Below are 17,466 nucleotides of genomic sequence, written 5' to 3'. Positions count from 1 at the left end.
GTGCGCGTGGCGCACGGGGCATTCCACGCCGCAACATCCAGAGGGCGACGCCGCCATGAACCTCGTGTACCGCCTGCGCAACAAGGCCGCCGGCTTCCTGGGCCATCTGGCCATCACCTGCGTGCTGGTGTGCGCCGCGGGCGTCGGCCCCGCGATGGCCGACGCCGTCACCGTCGACCAGTCGCCGTTGATCATCCAGCGCTCGCTGCCGCCGAATGTGGTGCTGATGCTGGACGATTCGGGGTCGATGGATTACGACTATATGCCCGACTGGGGATACATGACGTCATCCACGGGCAATGGCAAGCCGACTAATGAGCAAGCGCGCAATTCGGCGATCAATGGCACTTACTATAACCCGGCGGTGACTTACACGCCGCCGCCCAAGGCGGATGGCACCTCGTATCCGAACTCTCCTGGCCTTGCGAACGCCTACAAGGATGGTTTTCGCGACACGAGCACCACGGACGTGACGCGATATTCGAGTTCCAGCCAGGGCACGCTTCAGTACTACACCTCGTTTACGGTACCGGTTCCAAGCGCGTATGCCGCCAAGCTTGGCTGCCAGCCAGGCGATGGATCACCGCTGACAACCGGAAACAACAAGGGGATGTGCCAGAGGGGCACTGGAAAAAACGCGACCTACTACGCGCCGAATTACTACTCGTGCAATACCGGTGACGGCAATCCCGATGCCAATAACCAATGCGCGACGACCACGAATACATCCAAGTACTTCTTTACCTACACCACGGGTTCCGGCAATACGCGCAACTATGTCGGCCAGACTGGCGACTGCGCCCTGCTGGCCGCGACGAATCCTTCGGCGGCCTCAGCCTGCAGCGATAGCGCCGACGTGCAACAGAACGTAGCCAACTGGTTCTCGTACTACCGCAAGCGCATCCTGATGGCCAAGAGTGGCTTGATGAATTCGTTCTCCACTCTGGATAAAACGTTTCGCGTCGGGTTTGGCTCCATCGACGGAGGAAACGTCAATGGTTTGGGTAATGACACATATTTGTTTACCACGGCTGCCGGCAACTCCACATATAAAACCGGTTTGGCGCAGGTGGCGCCGTTCGGGGATGGTTCTTCGGGTACGCAAAAAGCCAAATTCTGGGCTTGGGTAAACGATATACCGCCGACGGGAAGTACCCCGTTGCAGATGGCCCTGGACGCAGTGGGCAAGTATTACCAGACGGACCAGCCATGGAAGGGAATGAATTCGGACCCCGACTACACCACGGCAGCAGCCAGTAATCAGTTGGCCTGTCGCCAGTCCTACACCATTCTGACCACCGATGGCTTCTGGAACGGCAGTACTCCAAGCAATATCGGCGATGTGGATGGCGGCAATGGCCCGACCATCAAGGGAACCAACAACCAGAGCTATGCCTACGCATCGGCCTTGCCCTATGCGGACAGCGGCCAGACGTCCGACGTCGTCAGCTCCCAGACGCCGACGTGCAACTCGGGGTATACGTTCCAGACCAGCGGTGCCAACAAGGGCAAGTGCCTGAAGGGAAGCAATACCACTGCAACTCCAAATTGCGGCAGCGGCTACTCCTACAACCCCACTTCGTTGATGTGCGAAAAGGTGGTCACGAAGGGTGTCACCTACAGCGATACGCTCGCCGACGTGGCGATGAAGTACTGGATGACCGACCTGCAGCCCGGGATCGACAACGAGGTACCGACCAACACCGAGGATCTGGCGTTCTGGCAGCACATGACCACGTTCACCCTGGGCATGGGCTTCGATGCGACGGATGGTACCGGTACGGTGCTGGACACGGATCGCATGGCCCGCATCTTTGCCTGGGCCAATGGCAACAGCAGCAAGGCGATCAGTGGCTTCAGCTGGCCGAAGCCGAGCAGTGACAGTATCGCCAACATTGCCGATCTGGCGCATGCCGCGGTCAACGGTCACGGCGGCTTCTTCTCGGCCAAGGATCCTGACGGCTTCGCCCAGGGCATCAAGGAAGCCCTGAAACGCGCCTCCGAGCGCGTCGGCACCGGCGCCAGCCTCGCCGCCAATTCCACGCAGCTGCAGACCGGCACGGTGGCCTACCAGGCCAACTACTGGACGGCCAAATGGAAGGGCGACCTCAAGTCGCTGGCGGTGGATTCCACCACCGGCACGATCGCCAACAGCCCCAGCTGGACGGCATCGGGCAACCTGCCGACGGCGGCCAGCCGCAGGATCAAGACCTACAACTCGGGCGCCGCCGCGGGCAGCCAGTACGTGGATTTCGCCTGGGACAAGTTGTCGAAGGCGCAGCAGGACGCCCTGCTAGCCACGTCGATGCCGACGGGCTCGGTGTTCACCGGCGCCGGCCTGGTCAATTACCTGCGCGGCGACAGCTCGCAGGAGCTTTCCAACGGCGGCGTGTTCCGCAATCGCGACACGCCGATGGGCGACATCGTCAATTCGCAGCCGGTGTACGTGGGCGCGCCGAACGCGAACCAGTTCTACACCGAGTCGTTCACCGGTTCGTCGGCCTTCGCGAAGTATGCGAGCAGCAAGGGCTCGCGCGCCGGCACGGTCTACGTGGCCGCCAACGACGGCATGCTGCACGGTATCGACGCCACTTCCGGCGCGGAGAACTTCGCCTACCTGCCCGGTGCCGTCATCACGGCGGGGTTCGGCGCGCTGGCCAGCCCGGATTACGGCGGTGCGGTGGCGCACGGCTTCTTCAACGACGGCGAGCTGACCGTGGCCGACGTGTACATGGGCAACCCGGCGGCCTGGCATACGGTGCTGGTGGGGAGCACCGGCCGTGGCGTGGCCAGGGCCGTGTATGCGCTGGACGTCACCGACCCGGCCAACGTGGCGTTGCTGTGGGAGCGTTCGGCGGGCGATGGCCTGGCGAACAGCGGCTACATCGGCCAGATGGTCGGCAAGCCGGTGATCGCCCAGACCGCGGACGGCACCTGGTCGGTGCTGGTCGGCAACGGCTACAACAGCACGGCCGGCAAGTCGGCGCTGCTGCAGTTCGCGCTGGCCGACGGCAGCCTCAACGTGCACGACACCAGCGGCACCAGCGGCCTGGCCGCGCCGGCCGTGTGGATGGATCCTTCCGGCAACGGCGTGAGCACCACGGCCTATGCCGGCGACGCGGGCGGCAACGTGTGGTCGTTCACGCTCAACACCAGCACGGGCACGAGCGACACGGCCACGCCGGGCAGCGCGGGCGTGAAGATCTTCACCGCCATGGACGGCAACAACAAGGCGCAGCCGGTCACGGCCGGACTGCTGGTCGGCAAGGACCCGAAGACCGGCAACACCTGGGTGTTCTTCGGCACCGGCAGCTACCTGAACTCGGCCGACCTGTCCGACACCAGCGTGCAGAGCTGGTACGGGTTGATCGTGCAGTCGGGCACCACGGGGCTGGCGGTCACATCCGGCATGACGCGCGGCGCCAATCTCGTGAAGCGTTCCATCACGGCGGAGACGAGCAATGCGCGCGCCGTGACCACACTGGCCGAGGCGGCGGCGGACAAGGTGGCGATCGACGGCAAGTCGGGCTGGTACATCGACCTGGTCTCGCCGGTCAGCGGCGCCGAGGGCGAGCGCATGGTCACGCCCAGCCAGTTCCAGGGCAACCTGCTGCTCGGCACCACGCGCATTCCCAAGGCCAGCGATCCCTGCAACCCGTCCGGCAAGGGCTGGATCATGGCGGTCGACCCGTTCACCGGCACCAATCCGTCGCAGGCGTTCTTCGACGTCAACGGCGACGGCAAGATCGATGCGGACGACCTGGTCGACGGCAAGCCGGCGGCCGGCCTCGGCTTCAGTTCGCTGCCGAACAACCCGATCTTCGTCGGCAGTTCCATGCTGACCAGTTTCGACAACGGCAGCACGTCCAGCACGCAGACCTCGAGTTCGACCGGCGTGCCCCTGCGTGTGTCCTGGCGCGAACTGATCGCCCACTGAGGAACGAACGATGAAATGGCTCCCCTCCAACGGCAGGCACGCGGCGGAACGCGGCCATCGCCAGGCCGGCCGCGGCAGCACGGGTTTCACCCTGCTCGAGCTGATGATCGTGTTGGCGATCGTCGCGCTCCTCGCGGCCATCGCACTGCCGTCGTATTCGCGCTACGTGGTCAGGACCAACCGCGCGGCGGCCACGGCCTGCCTGTCCGAGTACGCGAATTACATGGAGCGCTACTACACCACCAACCTGCGCTATGACGAGGCGCCCGCCGCATCCGGAACGGCCGCCGCCGTGGCGAACCCGGTCGCCGGCGCGGCGCCGACGCTGGTACTGGATTGCGCCACGGCATCGCAGACCGGCAACAACTACAGGTATAGCGCGCCGGCCGTTTCCGCGACCGGCTACACCCTGGATGCGGAACCGATCAATGCGCAGCAGACCCGCGACACGCAATGCGGCACCCTGACGCTGGACCAGACCGGCGCGCGCAACGTCGTGGGCGGCACGAACACCGCCGAGCAATGCTGGGGCGGCTGAGGAACGGAAGGATGGCTGGAGCTGCGTCTGCGGCGCGATGCCCTGGCGCGGGTCAAGGCCAGCACGTGCATGCGCGCGCGGCGCCTTTCTGGTGGGCCGGGCTCAGCTCTCCGCCCATTGCCTGAGCAGGTTGTGGTAGGTGCCGGTGAGCTGCAGCACGGCGTCGCGGTCGGCATGGGTCGCGAGCAGGCGCTGGATCGCGGCATCCAGTTCGAACAGCAGGCGGCGGCGGCCGTCGTCGCGCACCAGGCTCTGCACCCAGAAGAAAGCGGCCACGCGCGCGCCGCGCGTCACCGGCTGCACGCGGTGCAGGCTGCTTGAGGGATAGATGATGGCGTCGCCGGCGGGCAGCTTCACCTCGTGCTCGCCATAGGTGTCGCTGACGACCAGTTCGCCGCCGTCGTACTCGTCCGGTTCGCTGAGGAACAGCGTGCAGGAGATGTCGCTGCGCAACTGCTCGCCGTTCGGCAGGGCCATCACCGAGCCGTCGACGTGCATGCCGTATTCGCCGCCGCCCTCGTAGCGGTTGAAGCGCGGCGGCAGGGTGCGCAGGGGCAGGGTGGCCGAGTGGTAGAGCGGATGCTTCGCCAGCGCGGCGAGTGTCGTTTCGCCCAGTTGCCGGCGCAGCGGCGAGGCGTCGGGCAGTTGCATGTTGCGCTTCACCTGGGCGCCTTGCGCGCCGACGGTTTCGCGGCCGTCGGTCCAGTCGGCGCCGTCCAGCGCCTGGCGCAGTTGCGCGACTTGCGCGGAATCGAGGATGTCGGGGATGTGCAGCAGCATGGGTGTGTTCCTCGAAGACGGAACCCGCAAACGGCCCGCCCGATTGTAGGAGCGCACCCTGTGCGCGAATGCTTCTGGCCTTGATCGAGGCGTCAGAGCATTCGCGCACAGGGTGCGCTCCTACGGAGGCGCGTCGTGCGTATCCGCGGGTCAGAAGTGGAAGTTCGCCGTCAACATGCCCGAGCGCGGTTGTCCCGGGATATAGCGGTAGCCGCTCTTGTTGATCGCCGCGACGTAGCTCTTGTCGAACAGGTTGTAGAGGTTGAGCTGCAGGTCGAAGTGCCGGTTGATGGTGTAGGTGGCCATGGCGTCGAACACCCAGTACGACTTGGCGTACTGCGGCGTGCCGATGGCGCTGTCGGCGCCGCGCTGCATTTCGCCGGAGTAGCGCGCGCCGCCGCCGATGACCAGGCCGAACGGCAGGCGGTAGGTGGTCCAGCTGGTGAAGGCGCTATTCGGCGTGTAGGCCAGCACGTTGCTGCCGTCGGCGGCGGGTGCCGAGGTGGTGGTGGCGCCGCTGACCGCGCCGTTGCTGGTGCTGGTGTGCATGCTGGTGAAGCCGGCATTGACCGCCCAGTCCGGGGTGATCTGGCCGACGGCGGTGATTTCCACGCCCTGCACGCGCTTCTGGCCGATCGGGTAGTACAGCAGGGTGGTCGGGTCCTGCTCCAGGTCGTTGCTGACGGTGGTGCGGTAGAGCGCGGCGGTCAGCAGCAGGTGTTCGTCGAGCAGGTTCCACTTGGTGCCGACTTCGGCGGTGCGCGCCCGCTCCGGCTGGAGCAGCGGGTTGTCCGCGCTGTTGGTGGAGCTGCTCAGCGACAGGCTGCTGCCGCCCGGCGGCTGTGCCGAGGTGGAAAGCGCCGCGTAGACGCTGCCGTTCGCCGCCGGCTTGTAGATCAACGCGAGCTGCCAGCTGGTGAGGTTGCCGGAGGTATTGGCATCGAGGCCGGGCACGATGGTGCCGGTGGCCAGGCTGCCGCAGGCCGGCGTGTTCTTGCTGCCGCAGGCGACGGTGCTGTCGAAGTCGGTGTCGTAGTGGTCGAGGCGCACGCCGGCGTTGACCTGCCACTGCTCGCCGAACTTCAGCGTGTCGAACAGGTAGGCGGCCGCGGTCTTGGTGTTGCCGTTGGTCCAGCCGCCGTTGGGGCCATAGCGCAGGGCGTTGCCGACGTCGGGATCCGGGTCGTACAGGTTGGCCGCGGGCCAGGTGCTGCCGTTGAGCGCGGCGAGCGTGGTGGTGTCGAGTTTCTCCTGGCTCAGCTCGATGCCGGTGCTGAGGTCGTGCGTGATGGCGCCCGTCTCGAAGCTGGCGGCGAGGTTGAGCTGGTTGGCGACGATGCGGTTGACCTGGTCCTCGAAATTCGGGTTGCTGCGTGCCAGCGTCCAGGTGGACGGATCGGCCGGGTTCGGCGTCAGCAGGTTCGCGGCGGTGGCCGTGAACGAGGTCAGCAGGTAGTTCTCCTGCGTGCGGCCCCAGCGCAGCGTGTCGTGCAGGGTCACGCTGTCCGAGAAGTCGTGTTGCAGGATCGCGGTGAACATGTTCTCGACCACGTTGTCGTGGTCCTGGTCGGTGCCGTAGAAGTTGCTCGGGTCGACGGCAGGCGCGTTGGCGATGAACGGGCGCGTGGGATCGGGCGAGGAGTAGCCGGGCAGGCCGATGGTGGGCACGCCGCCGTCGGGCACGTTGTCCTGCTTCACGTGCAGGAAGTCGAGATACACGCGGGTGGACGTGTTCAGCCCCAGCGCCAACGAGGGCGCCACGCCCCAGCGGTCGTTCTCCACGTCGTGGCGGCCGGGCACGCCGCTGTCCTGGTCGAGCACGTTGAGGCGGAAGGCGGCGCCGTCGCCGATCTGCTGGTTCCAGTCGGCGGTGGCGCGCTTCTGGTTGTCGCTGCCGTAGCCCACCGAGCCGGACACGGCGTCCTGCAGCGTGGGCTGCTTGGTCACCATGTTGATCGCGCCGGAGGGCGCGGTGCGGCCGTATTCCGTGCTGTCCGGGCCCTTGGTCACCTCGATCTGCTCGATGTTGAAGACGTCGCGGGAGATGGTGTTCAGGTCGCGCACGCCGTCCACGAAGATGCTGCTGCTGGTGTTGAAGCCGCGCATGTAGACGGCGTCGCCGGTATTGGTGGAGCCGTTCTCGCCGAGGAAGAATGCGCCCACGCCGGGCGTGTTGCGCAGCGCTTCGGTGAGCGTGGTGGCGCCTTGCTGCTGGATCAGCTCCCTGCTGATGACCTGGATGGTCTGCGGCGTGTCCACCAGCGGCTGGGTGAACTTGGGCGAGGAGAGCTGCGCTGTGGTGGCGGTGCCTTCCACGGTGACGCCCTGCAGGTGCCTGGCCTGGGAGGTCTGCGCATCCGTGATGGGCGAGGAGGTATCGGTCGCCATGACCGGCAACGCCAGCGCGAGGCCGGTCGCCAGCGTGGCGGCGGTGAGTGCGGGCGTTGCGCTGCGGCGCGTCACGGGATGCTTGCGGCTCTTGACGAAATCCATCGGTGAGAAAGCTCCACGGCAGTTCGGAACGGGAGCGCAGGACGGGGCGGCCGTCGCATGTCGCGATGGCGTGCTGGGTCTGCGCTGATCGGTTGCAAGGTTAATTCAAACGAGAATGATTCGCAATAAATGAATGTGCGGATCAGGCGGGCGTCGCTCCGGGTACGACTCGGCAGCGGCGAATCGTGGCGCTACGCTTGGACGGATTTCGGCACGAGGAGAATGAGGCCATGCGCATCCTGGTCGTGGGCGCCGGCGCCACCGGCGGCTATTTCGGCGGACGCCTGCTGCAGGCAGGGCAGGACGTGACCTTCCTGGTGCGCGAGCGGCGCGCGGCGCTGCTGGCGCGGCATGGCCTGCGCATCCGCAGTGCGATGGGCGATGCCGACATCGCTGCGCCGCCCACGCTCACCACGGCCACGCTGCGTGCGCCCTTCGACCTCGTGCTGCTGGGCTGCAAGGCCTGGGACCTGCCGCAGGCGATGGAGGACATCGCGCCCGCCGTGGGTGAACAGAGTGCGGTGCTGCCCGTGCTCAACGGCATGCGCCAGCTCGACCTGCTCGACGCGCGCTTCGGCGCCGCTCGCGTGCTGGGCGGGCAATGCGCCATCGCCGCCACGCTGGACGACGACGGCACCGTGCGCCACCTCAACCGCACGCACAGCCTCGGCTTCGGCGAGCGCGACGGCAGCGATTCGGAGCGCGTGCGGCGCATCGCGCGGGCGATGGCGGGCGCGAACTTCGACTCGCGCGCCAGTCGCCACGTCGTGCAGGACATGTGGGACAAATGGGTGTTCCTCGCCAGCCTCGCCGGCATCACCTGCCTGATGCGCGCGCCGGTGGGCGACATCGTGGCCGCACCCGGCGGCCGCGAGGCCACGCTGGCCCTGCTCGACGATTGCCGCCGCATCGCCGCGGCCTGCGGCCACGAGCCGGACGCGGCGGTGATCGAACGCGCCCGTGGCCTGCTCACCGAGGCCGGTTCGACGTTCAGCGCATCGATGCTGCGCGACCTCGAGCACGGCGGCCGCGTCGAGGCCGACCATGTGATCGGCGACCTGCTGGCGCGCGGCGAAGCGCACGGTGTGGAGGCGCCGGTGCTGCGCCTCGCGTATGCGCACCTGAAGGCCTATGAGGCGCGTGGGGCGTGCGGCTGAGCAGTCCCCCATGGGTGCGGGCCGCTCGGCACACGCATAAAAAACGCCGCGCTTGCGCGCGGCGTCGAAGTGAAAGAGCACCGCGGCGGATGCCGCGGTGCATGGATGTCACCAGATCTTCACCTGCTTGTCGGCCGGACGCACCATCGCGTCGCCGGGCTTGCACTGGAACGCGCTGGCGAAGGCCGGCATGTTCGACGGCGCGCCGATCGCGCGCAGCGAAGCCGGTGCGTGCGGGTCGGTGTTGAGGTACAGCAGCGCCTGCTTCTCGCGCACCGAGCCGCGCCACACGCGCGCCCAGTTCAGGAAGAAACGCTGGTCCTCGGTGTAGCCGTCGATCTTCTCGCCGGCTTCCTTCGGGTTGTTCTTCAGCGCGACCTGCAGCGCGTCGTACGCCACGTTCAGTCCGCCCAGGTCGGCGATGTTCTCGCCCAGCGTGAGCTTGCCGTTGACGTGCGCGTCCGGCTTGTCCTGGATCGGGGTGTAGTCGTTGAACTGCTGCACCAGCTTGTCGGTGCGGGCGTCGAACTTGGCGCGGTCGTCCTTGGTCCACCAGTTCTTGTTGTTGCCCGCGCCGTCGAACTGGCTGCCCTGGTCGTCGAAGCCGTGGCTGGACTCGTGGCCGATCACGGCGCCGATGCCGCCGTAGTTGATCGCGTCGTCGCCGTTGGCGTAGAAGAACGGCGGCTGCAGGATCGCGGCCGGGAAGTTGATCGTGTTGTCGGTCGGGTTGTAGTACGCGTTGACCGTCTGCGGGGTCATGCCCCATTCCTTGCGGTCGGTGGGCTTGCCGATCTTGGCGATGTCGTAGTCGTAGTCGAACTTGGCGGCGGCCATCACGTTGCCGTAGTAGCTGTCGCCGGTGATGTTCAGGCCCGACCAGTCACGCCACTTGTCCGGGTAGCCGATCTTCGGCAGGAAGGTGTTCCACTTGGCGATGGCCTGCTGCTTGGTGGCGTCGCTCATCCAGTCGAGGTTCTCGATGCGGGCCTTGAGCGCGTTGCGCACGTTGTCCACCAGCTCCTGCGCACGCTGCTTGGTCTCCGGCGTGAACACCTTGGCCACGTACAGCTGGCCCAGCGCCTCGCCCATCGAGCCGTTGACCGCGCCCAGCACGCGCTTCCAGCGCGGCTTCTGCTGCGGCTGGCCGGCGAGGGTCTTGCCGTAGAAGTCGAACTTGTTGTCCTGGAAGTTCTTGCTCAGGTAGTTCGAGGCGTCGCTGATGGTGTGGAAGCGCAGGTAGGCCTGCCACTCGGAGGCCGGCGCGCTGGCCAGCAGCTTGTCGAACTCGGCGAAGAACTTCGGCTGCGACAGCGAGAAGCCCTTGTCGATGGTCACGCCCTGGGCGGCGAAGAACTTGTCCCAGCTGAAGTGCGGGGTGACCTTGTCGGCGTCCTTGACGCTGACGAAGTGGTATTCGTTCTGCGGGTCGCGCTCTTCCACCGGCGACAGCGAGGCGGCGGCCAGCTTGGTCTCGAACGCCAGCACGTCGTCGGCCTGCTTCTTGGCGTCGGCGTCGGACACGCCGGTCAGGGTCAGCGACTTGGCGATGTAGGCCAGGTAGGCGTCGCGGATGTCCTTGTACTTGGCGTCGCTGTAGTAGTCCTTGGTGGGCAGGCCCAGGCCGCTTTCGTTGGCGTAGGCGATCTGCATGTCGGCATGCTGGAAGTCCGCGCCGGAGCCGAACTGGAACACCTGGCCGTCGCCCTCGGCATAGGCCTTGGTGATGTAGTCGGCGACGTCGGCGCCGGTCTTCAGCGCGGCGATGGCGTCGAGCTTGGGCTTGATCGGGTCGAAGCCGGCCTTCTCGATGGCGTCCTCGTTCATGCCCGACTGGTACAGCAGGCCGATCTTCTGCTCGATCGAACCGGCCTGGGCCGTGGCGGCGCCCTTGGCGGCGGCATCGACGATGTCGTGCTGGGTGTTGAGGCTGTCTTCGGCCAGCTTGTCGAAGGCGCCCCAGCGGGTACGGTCGTCCGGGATCGGGTTGGCGGCGACCCACTTCGCGTTGACGAAGCCGTTGAAGTCCGAGCAGGCCTCGGTGCTCGGGCCCAGCTCGCTGACGTCGAACACGCTGGCCGGCGCGGCGGCGGCGGTGGTAGCGGCCGGGGCCGGGGCGGTGGCCGGGGTGGCCGGCGCCGGGGTGGCGGCCTGTTCGCTCTTGCCGCAGCCGGTCAGTGCCAGCGCGACAGCGGCGGCCAGCGCCACGGGCTTCAGGAATTGCTGGGTCATGGATTTCCCTCTCTTTCGGTGTGTGATGCCGCCGTCGCGGCGTTTTGCGTTTGCTGTCCGGGTGCGGACAAGACTGCTCCCCCCTCCCCGGCCATGACCGCCCACGCTAGGCCGTTCGTCATGGCCGGCACAGTGTCAAAGGTCAGGGGTGGGGCCGGTAAGAGCCTGTTTGCGATCTTCCCGCGACGAGCACGCGAGTCCATGCAGCCCTGTAGGAGCGCGGTGAAGGGGTTCTAAAGCAGCTGCCGCAGCCCGGCCGCGTCCAGCCGCAGCACCGGATAGGCGCCCACGCCCTGCACGGCGTACCACGGCGAGCGCCGGAAGAAGAAGTCCAGCCGCGCGTAACCGTTGGCGGCGAAGGCGGGATCGTCATGCAGTTTTTTGTCGAATTCGGCCTGCAGCGACGGGTCCTTCGCCAGCATGTCGCGCGCCAGCTTTTCCAGCACGCGCGGCTCGCCGTATTCCTTGGCCTCGAAGATCGCGTCGAGGTAGCCCCACTGCAGCAGCGAATCGGGTGCCTGCGGTTCCAGCAGTTCGATCACGACGTTGGCGGCGCGCTGGTCCATCGGCACGACCACCGAGCCGGGCGGCAGGGTGACGGTGCGCTGCACGTCGGCGAGCTTGAAGTCGCGCAGCATCAGATGGCCTTCGAACGGCTTCGTGGCCCACTGCGGATCGTCTAGCTGGTAGCCCTGCGCGGTGATCGTCACGGCATGGGCGAGGCGCCGGTAGCGGATGCCATGCGCATCCAGTCGATCGATGATCGTCGTCCACTGCGCGGGCACCACGTAGGCGGCGGGCGGCGTGATCGAGAGATCGGGCAGCAGGCCGTTCCAGTTCGGGATGTCGTAGGTCTTCGGCGCATGTGGGTCGTACCGGATCCAGTTGGCGCCGGAAATGTCGCTGCGGGTCAGCGTGTATGCGTAACCCTTCAATGCATACGGCGTCGATGCGGGATCGGGCTTGAAGGTGAGCGGCACGCTGGCCTGCGCATCGTGCGCGCGGGCGACGGTATCGGCGTCGGCTTTCGCGGTGGCGGCGAGCAGTGCGGCGGGATGCGCGTCGATGTAGTCCAGCATCAGCTCGATCAGGTCGTAGGCCGCCTGCACGCGCACCGCGTAGGGCTTGAGCATGTGCGTTTCGATCAGCAGCGCGGGCCGGTTCTGCAGCGCCGCGTAGCCGGTGGAGAAGCGCGGGCCGGAACCGAAGTTCTCGATGCCCCTGGTGGGATCGGCGCCGTCCTTGAACTCCAGGTAGATCGAGGCGAGGTGGCCGCGCCTGTCGTAGGCGGGCATCACCGTGTCGGTGAGCCGCTGCTGCCAACCGGCGAGCACGGGATCGAGCTTGTGCGGGTCCTCGGTGTACCAGGTGAGGTCGTACTGGTAGTCGGCGCCGTCGGTGGTGTGCACGTCCACCAGGAAATCCGGCAGCCAGGCCTGCCACAGCTTCAGCCACGCGCGCATCTCCGGCGCATCGGCCTTGATGTAGTCGCGGTTGAGGTTGAGGTACTGCGACTGGCCGCGGAAGCCCATGCTGTCCGGGCCGTTCTGGTTGATGCGGTTGTACGGCGAACTGTGTTCGTGGCCGTCCACGCTGAACACCGGGATATAGACCAGCACCGCGTGGTCGAGCAGGTGCGGGTATTTCCCGGCGACGGCGAAGTCGCGCAGCAGCATCAGCCCGGCATCCTTGCCCTCGATCTCGCCGGGATGGATGCCGGCCTGCACCAGCACGACGGGCTTGTGCGCGGCGCGCGCGGCTGCGGGCGTGAACGTGCCGTCGCCGCTGGCGATCACCACCGTCATCGGCCGGCCTTCCGGCGTGGTGCCGAAGGTTTCCAGCCGGATCTTGCCGGGTGCCGCGTGCTGCAGCCGTTCGAGATACGCCAGCGTGTCGGCGTAGTTCGGCGTGGTGCGGAAGTGCGCAGCCTCGGCGGGCGTGGTCCAGTCGGTGGCGTGCGCGCCGGTGGCGGCGAACGCGAGCAGGGCGAGTAGTGGCCATTTGGGCATGCGGATTTCCCCCGGTCGGATGGTTTGCGTAGGAGCGCACCCTGTGCGCGATGGCTCCGATGCCTGATCGGAGCAAAAGCATTCGCGCACAGGGTGCGCTCCTGCGGTCAGGGTGCGTGATCGGGCAGGCGGGGTGGGGCGGGCAGGTTGCCGTCCGGCGCCACCGCGCCGCCGGAGATGATGAAGGCCATCGCCTGGTCCATCGTCCAGTCGGTGGGCGTGAGTTCGCCCATCGGCACCATGGCCAGATAACCGCCGGTGGGGTTGGGCGTGGTGGGGACGAACACGGCCGCCATCTCGCGGCCGCTGCCTTCCTCGATCAGGGTGCGGGTGACGAAGCCCACCACCTTCATGCCTGGCCGCGGGAAGTCCACCAGCACCACGCGCTGCGTGCCGCCGGGCTTGTTCTGCAGCACCGCGGTGAGCTTCTTGGTGCCGCCGTAGATCGTCTGCACCAGCGGGATGCGCTGCAGCAGCGCATCGAAGGCATCCAGCAGGCGCTTGCCGATCACCCGGTTCGCCAGCCAGCCAACCGCGTACAGCCCGCCCAGTGTCAGCAGCAGGGCGAGCACGAAGATGAGTCCGCTCCGGTTGAGCGTGTCGGCGGCATGCGGCGCCACCAGCCCCAGCGCCTCCGTCAGCGCCGCCACCAGCGGCGCACCGATGCCGGCCAGCAGGCCCAGCACGAACTTGAACACCAGCACGGTGACCCACAGCGGCAGGAAGGTGAGCAGGCCGGTGATCAGATAGCGTTTGACGCGGAGTGGGGGCATGGCGGTGTGCAGCATTGGGGAAAGGGCAGGCCATTGTAGGCAACGGTTTCGATCCGTTGGCGGATGGCTGTGATTTTTCTCGCGCCCGTGCGAATCATTGGGCAACGACGGGGAATACGGGCAGTCATGGGCAAGGCGGACCAGCAACGTTTCGAGGCGCTGTGGCGCGAACACCGGGGCATCGTGTCCAAGGTGGCCGGCGTCTATGCGCGCGGCGCCGAGGAGCGGCTGGACCTGGCGCAGGAGATCGGCGCGCAGCTGTGGCGGTCCTTCGCGGCCTTCGACGGGCGCAAGGCGAAGTTCTCGACGTGGCTGTACCGCATCGCGCTCAACGTGGCGATCTCGCATCTGCGCCGCACGGGTGGTGAGGCCGGGCGCTTCGAGCCGCTGGACGAGGCGCACCTGGAAACCATCGCGGGCGAACCCGCCGCGGAGCCGGACGAGCGCGTGGCCGCGCTGCACGCCTTCATCGGCGAGCTGGATGCGCTCAACCGCGCGCTGATCCTGCTGTACCTCGAAGACCGGAGCTACGCCGAGATCGCCGACGTGCTCGGCATCAGCGCCACCAACGTGGCCACCAAGATCAACCGCATCAAGCACAGGCTGCGCGGCCGGATGACCGCCGCGGCCACCACCGGAGCATGACCATGGAACTCGACGAAATGAAGCTGGCGTGGCAGACGCTGGGACAGCAACTGGAGCGGCAGAACGCGTTGAACGAGCAACTGTTCCGCCAGGGGCGGGCCGACCGCCTGCGCCGCCACCTGCGGCCGCTGGTGTGGGGGCAGTCGTTGCAGATCGTGTTCGGCATCGCCGTCATGCTGTGGGGCATCAGCTTCTGGTCCACGCATGCGACGGCATGGCAGAACGTGGCCTGCGGCGTCGTCATGCAGGCGCTCGGCACGCTGGCGCTGGTCATTTCCGCGCGCCTGCTCGCGATGCAGCAGGGTATCGACTACGCCGCGCCCGTGCTGGAAATCCAGCGGCGTCTCGCGCAGATGCGCGCATGGCGGGTGAGGGTGGAGGCGCCGGCGTTCGCGGTGCTGGGCGGCGTGATCTGGATACCCGCGCTGCTGATGTACGTGCAGTACGAAGCGGATGGCTTGGGGATAAAGCTGAATTGGGAACACGTCCAGTACCACGTGTTGGCGTGGATGGCGTTGTCGGTGGGCGTCGGGGTCGGCGCGGTGTTCCTGGCGCGTCACGTGGTGCGCAGGCTGGGCCATGGCCGCTGGCTGGAGAACGGTCTGGCGGGCAGCGCCATCGTCAAGGCCGAGGAGGCGCTGGCGGAGGTGGCGAGTTTCGAGCGGGAGTGACCCCCGGCCCCTCTTCCACGCTCCCCAAGGCAGGGCCATCCATGGCCCTTCCCCGCGTCCGCAAGCGGGGGAGGGGAGTCGAGGGGTCAACGCGCCTTCGGCTTCAGCCGCACGTAGAGTTGCTTGCGCACGCGGGCGACCACATCGCCGGAAGCGGTGGTGATGTCGTTCTCGAACCAGCGCAGCACTTTCCCGCCGTCGGCCGCGGCTTCGCGCAATTCGTCCAGCGTGGCTTCGTCCAGGTGGAAATGCGCGTAGACGTCCTCGCGGCCGGGCGCCACGAAGTCGATGCTGCCGGCCTTGTCCCACACGTAGTAGTCGGGGCCGAGCCGGTGCATCGCCAGCAGCATCCAGAATGGATCGGCCATCGCGAACAGGTTGCCGCCGAACTGGCTCCTGACGTAGTTGCGGTTCCACGGGCGCAGGCGCAGCACGATCCTCGCTTGCGTGTAGTCCTCGCTGAGCGACTGCACGCGGATGCTGTTGAACAGGAACGGCGGCCAGAGGTTCAGCAGCCGGCGGAAGGTGGATGCGCGCATGCGGGTACGGAGTGGCGGGAGATGTTCCGTACTTTAGCGTATGTTCTGGCGGCGGCCAGTCAGGCCGCGGGAATCAGAACAGCAGCGAGGCCATGCGGCGGCGGTAGCGACCCACCAGGTCCGCATCGTCCAGCGTGGCGAAGGCGGCGATCAGGCGTTTCTTCGCCGCGCCGTCGTTCCAGTCGCGGGCCTTCTCGAGGATGGCGAGGAACTGCTCGAGGCCGGCGGCGGGGTCGCTGCCCAGCAGCAGGCGCACGCCCAGCAGGTCGCGCGCCTCCCAGTCGGCGGGATGGGCGGCGATGCGCTGTTCGAGCTCGGCCTGGGCAGGGGCGTCCTTCAGCGAACGCGCCAGATCGAGCTGGTGGCGCAGGCGCACCGCGCGGGCGTCGGTGGCGAGGTTGGCAGGCAGCGCGTCGAGTTCGCTGGCGGCGGCGTCGCTGTGGCCGGCCTGGGCCAGCGCCACGGCGAGATCGAGCTTGAGTTCGGCCTGTCCGGGTTCCGCGGCGATCGCCTGCTGCAGGCGGTTGATCGCCTCCTCCGGCGTTTCGGCGGGGGTGTCGACGGCCTCGGCCTCGCCACCTTCCAGCGGCTGCACGTGGCGATCCAGGAATTCGCGCAGCTGGCCCAGCGGCAGCGCGCCGGCGAAGCCGTCGGCGATCTGGCCGTCCTTCACCAGCACCACGGTGGGCACGCTGCGGATGCCGAACATCGCGGCCAGCTGCTGGTTCGCGTCCACGTCCACCTTGCCGAGGCGGAAGGCGCCCTTGTACTCGGCGGCGAGCTGTTCCAGCAGCGGGCCCAGCGTCTTGCACGGGCCGCACCAGGTGGCCCAGAAATCCACCAGCACCGGCGTGTCCAGCGAGGCGTTGATGACCTCGCTCTCGAAGTTCTGTTCGGTGACGTCGAAGACGTGGTCGAGGGTGGCGTCGGTCACGGCGGATTCCGTTCGGGGAATGGATGAAGGCTGATGAAATGGAGGGCGCGCGCCAGCATATCAAGCCCACGCCGCACCGCCCGCGTGGCGGCGGGATTTGCGAGAATCAGTGGATGGATCTGTCCCCACCGGATGCACTCGACGAGACGGCGACGCAGCCGCTGCTGATCTGCGAACACTGCGACACCGTGCATCGCCGCGGCCCGCTGGCGAAGGGCGAGGTGGCCGAGTGCGCGCGCTGCGGCGCGGTGCTGGAGCGCTGCCGCGGCATGGGCGCGAACGCCCTGCTGGCGCTGATCCTGACCGCGCTGGTGGTGTTCGTGCAGGCCACGCTGTGGCCCATCGTGACGCTGGGCCTCAATGGCCAGTACGTGGACGCCACGCTGTGGGACGTGATCCACACCATGTGGCTGGACCATTCGCAGGTGGTGGCGGTGCTGGCGGCGCTCACCCTGTTCGTGTTCCCGCTGTGCAAGATCTTCATGCTGGGCTGGCTGCTGCTGTATGCGCGCAGCGGCCGCCGTGCGCCGGGGTTCCGCCGGCTGATGGTGGCGCTGCACCACCTCGGCCCGTGGACGATGAGCGAGGTGTTCGTGCTGGGCGCGCTGGTGTCCATCGTCAAGGCGCACCTGTATTTCGACGTGCTGCCCGATCCCGGCATCTACGCGTATGCGGGGTTGATGCTGCTGATCACGCTGTTCGCGGGCGTGGACCTGACCCGGCTGTGGGACGAGACGCGCGGGGAGTCGCCATGAGCC

General features: G+C 67.3%; 13 protein-coding genes. 6 read left to right on the top strand and 7 right to left on the bottom strand.

Annotation, left to right across the window (positions count from 1 at the left end):
- Positions 1-55: 55 nt before the first annotated feature.
- Together IHE47_RS04035 and IHE47_RS04030 are read left to right on the top strand one after the other, a co-directional pair.
- Positions 56-3,937 carry a PilC/PilY family type IV pilus protein gene (locus IHE47_RS04035; protein ID WP_192104520.1) on the top strand — a complete coding sequence of 1,294 codons (3,882 nt, stop codon included), beginning with the start codon at positions 56-58 and terminating at the stop codon, positions 3,935-3,937.
- Positions 3,938-3,947: 10 nt separating this feature from the next.
- Positions 3,948-4,475 (top strand): type IV pilin protein, encoded by a 528-nt coding sequence (locus tag IHE47_RS04030; RefSeq protein WP_192104518.1) that lies wholly within the window; start codon positions 3,948-3,950, stop codon positions 4,473-4,475.
- Between the two features lie 102 nt (positions 4,476-4,577).
- Here IHE47_RS04030 and IHE47_RS04025 read toward each other — a convergent pair whose 3' ends face one another.
- Both IHE47_RS04025 and IHE47_RS04020 read right to left on the bottom strand, forming a co-directional pair.
- Positions 4,578-5,255, bottom strand: a complete 678-nt coding sequence (locus tag IHE47_RS04025; protein ID WP_192104516.1) for a Fe2+-dependent dioxygenase — start codon at positions 5,253-5,255, stop codon at positions 4,578-4,580.
- Positions 5,256-5,405: 150 nt separating this feature from the next.
- On the bottom strand, positions 5,406-7,748 hold the full coding sequence (locus IHE47_RS04020; RefSeq protein WP_192104514.1) for a catecholate siderophore receptor Fiu: 2,343 nt from the start codon (positions 7,746-7,748) through the stop codon (positions 5,406-5,408).
- Between the two features lie 230 nt (positions 7,749-7,978).
- Between IHE47_RS04020 and panE the strand changes: the two genes are divergently transcribed.
- Entirely contained in the window at positions 7,979-8,905 is a 927-nt protein-coding gene (gene panE / locus IHE47_RS04015; protein ID WP_192104509.1) for a 2-dehydropantoate 2-reductase, read from the top strand.
- Between the two features lie 108 nt (positions 8,906-9,013).
- Here the strand turns inward: panE and IHE47_RS04010 are convergent, their stop codons facing one another.
- The 3 genes from IHE47_RS04010 to IHE47_RS04000 all read right to left on the bottom strand — a co-directional run bounded on the left by IHE47_RS04010 (position 9,014) and on the right by IHE47_RS04000 (position 13,919).
- A complete protein-coding gene (locus IHE47_RS04010; protein ID WP_192104507.1) occupies positions 9,014-11,137 on the bottom strand; it encodes a M13 family metallopeptidase in 2,124 nt (707 codons plus the stop codon).
- Positions 11,138-11,370: 233 nt separating this feature from the next.
- Positions 11,371-13,146, bottom strand: a complete 1,776-nt coding sequence (locus tag IHE47_RS04005) for a M14 family metallopeptidase (RefSeq protein ID WP_192104505.1) — start codon at positions 13,144-13,146, stop codon at positions 11,371-11,373.
- A gap of 107 nt (positions 13,147-13,253) precedes the next feature.
- Entirely contained in the window at positions 13,254-13,919 is a 666-nt protein-coding gene (locus IHE47_RS04000) for a DUF502 domain-containing protein (protein WP_192104503.1), read from the bottom strand.
- A gap of 126 nt (positions 13,920-14,045) precedes the next feature.
- Here IHE47_RS04000 and IHE47_RS03995 point away from each other — a divergent pair, with 126 nt between their 5' ends.
- Positions 14,046-14,564: a sigma-70 family RNA polymerase sigma factor gene (locus tag IHE47_RS03995; RefSeq protein ID WP_192104501.1), complete on the top strand. Its 519-nt coding sequence runs from the start codon at positions 14,046-14,048 to the stop codon at positions 14,562-14,564.
- A gap of 2 nt (positions 14,565-14,566) precedes the next feature.
- Positions 14,567-15,235 carry a hypothetical protein gene (locus IHE47_RS03990; protein ID WP_192104499.1) on the top strand — a complete coding sequence of 223 codons (669 nt, stop codon included), beginning with the start codon at positions 14,567-14,569 and terminating at the stop codon, positions 15,233-15,235.
- Between the two features lie 86 nt (positions 15,236-15,321).
- Here the strand turns inward: IHE47_RS03990 and IHE47_RS03985 are convergent, their stop codons facing one another.
- Together IHE47_RS03985 and trxA are read right to left on the bottom strand one after the other, a co-directional pair.
- Positions 15,322-15,774: a DUF4442 domain-containing protein gene (locus tag IHE47_RS03985; protein ID WP_192104497.1), complete on the bottom strand. Its 453-nt coding sequence runs from the start codon at positions 15,772-15,774 to the stop codon at positions 15,322-15,324.
- Positions 15,775-15,847: 73 nt separating this feature from the next.
- Positions 15,848-16,708 carry a thioredoxin gene (gene trxA, locus IHE47_RS03980; protein ID WP_192104495.1) on the bottom strand — a complete coding sequence of 287 codons (861 nt, stop codon included), beginning with the start codon at positions 16,706-16,708 and terminating at the stop codon, positions 15,848-15,850.
- Between the two features lie 113 nt (positions 16,709-16,821).
- On the opposite strand from trxA, the gene IHE47_RS03975 reads away from it, so the two are divergent.
- Complete coding sequence (locus IHE47_RS03975) at positions 16,822-17,463, top strand: paraquat-inducible protein A (protein ID WP_192104493.1); 642 nt, start codon at positions 16,822-16,824, stop codon at positions 17,461-17,463.
- Positions 17,464-17,466: the final 3 nt, after the last annotated feature.

This window comes from Rhodanobacter sp. DHB23 (genome assembly GCF_014842975.1).
Lineage (GTDB): Bacteria > Pseudomonadota > Gammaproteobacteria > Xanthomonadales > Rhodanobacteraceae > Rhodanobacter_A.
Note: the sequence above shows the minus strand (reverse complement) of the source record. Positions and strands in the feature narration are given on the sequence as shown.

Coding starts and splice junctions, on each gene's coding strand:
- IHE47_RS04035 (WP_192104520.1), top strand. CDS start 56: ATGAACCTCGTGTACCGCCTGCGCAACAAGGCCGCCGGCTTCCTGGGC.
- IHE47_RS04030 (WP_192104518.1), top strand. CDS start 3,948: ATGAAATGGCTCCCCTCCAACGGCAGGCACGCGGCGGAACGCGGCCAT.
- IHE47_RS04025 (WP_192104516.1), bottom strand. CDS start 5,255: ATGCTGCTGCACATCCCCGACATCCTCGATTCCGCGCAAGTCGCGCAA.
- IHE47_RS04020 (WP_192104514.1), bottom strand. CDS start 7,748: ATGGATTTCGTCAAGAGCCGCAAGCATCCCGTGACGCGCCGCAGCGCA.
- panE (WP_192104509.1), top strand. CDS start 7,979: ATGCGCATCCTGGTCGTGGGCGCCGGCGCCACCGGCGGCTATTTCGGC.
- IHE47_RS04010 (WP_192104507.1), bottom strand. CDS start 11,137: ATGACCCAGCAATTCCTGAAGCCCGTGGCGCTGGCCGCCGCTGTCGCG.
- IHE47_RS04005 (WP_192104505.1), bottom strand. CDS start 13,146: ATGCCCAAATGGCCACTACTCGCCCTGCTCGCGTTCGCCGCCACCGGC.
- IHE47_RS04000 (WP_192104503.1), bottom strand. CDS start 13,919: ATGCCCCCACTCCGCGTCAAACGCTATCTGATCACCGGCCTGCTCACC.
- IHE47_RS03995 (WP_192104501.1), top strand. CDS start 14,046: ATGGGCAAGGCGGACCAGCAACGTTTCGAGGCGCTGTGGCGCGAACAC.
- IHE47_RS03990 (WP_192104499.1), top strand. CDS start 14,567: ATGGAACTCGACGAAATGAAGCTGGCGTGGCAGACGCTGGGACAGCAA.
- IHE47_RS03985 (WP_192104497.1), bottom strand. CDS start 15,774: ATGCGCGCATCCACCTTCCGCCGGCTGCTGAACCTCTGGCCGCCGTTC.
- IHE47_RS03975 (WP_192104493.1), top strand. CDS start 16,822: ATGGATCTGTCCCCACCGGATGCACTCGACGAGACGGCGACGCAGCCG.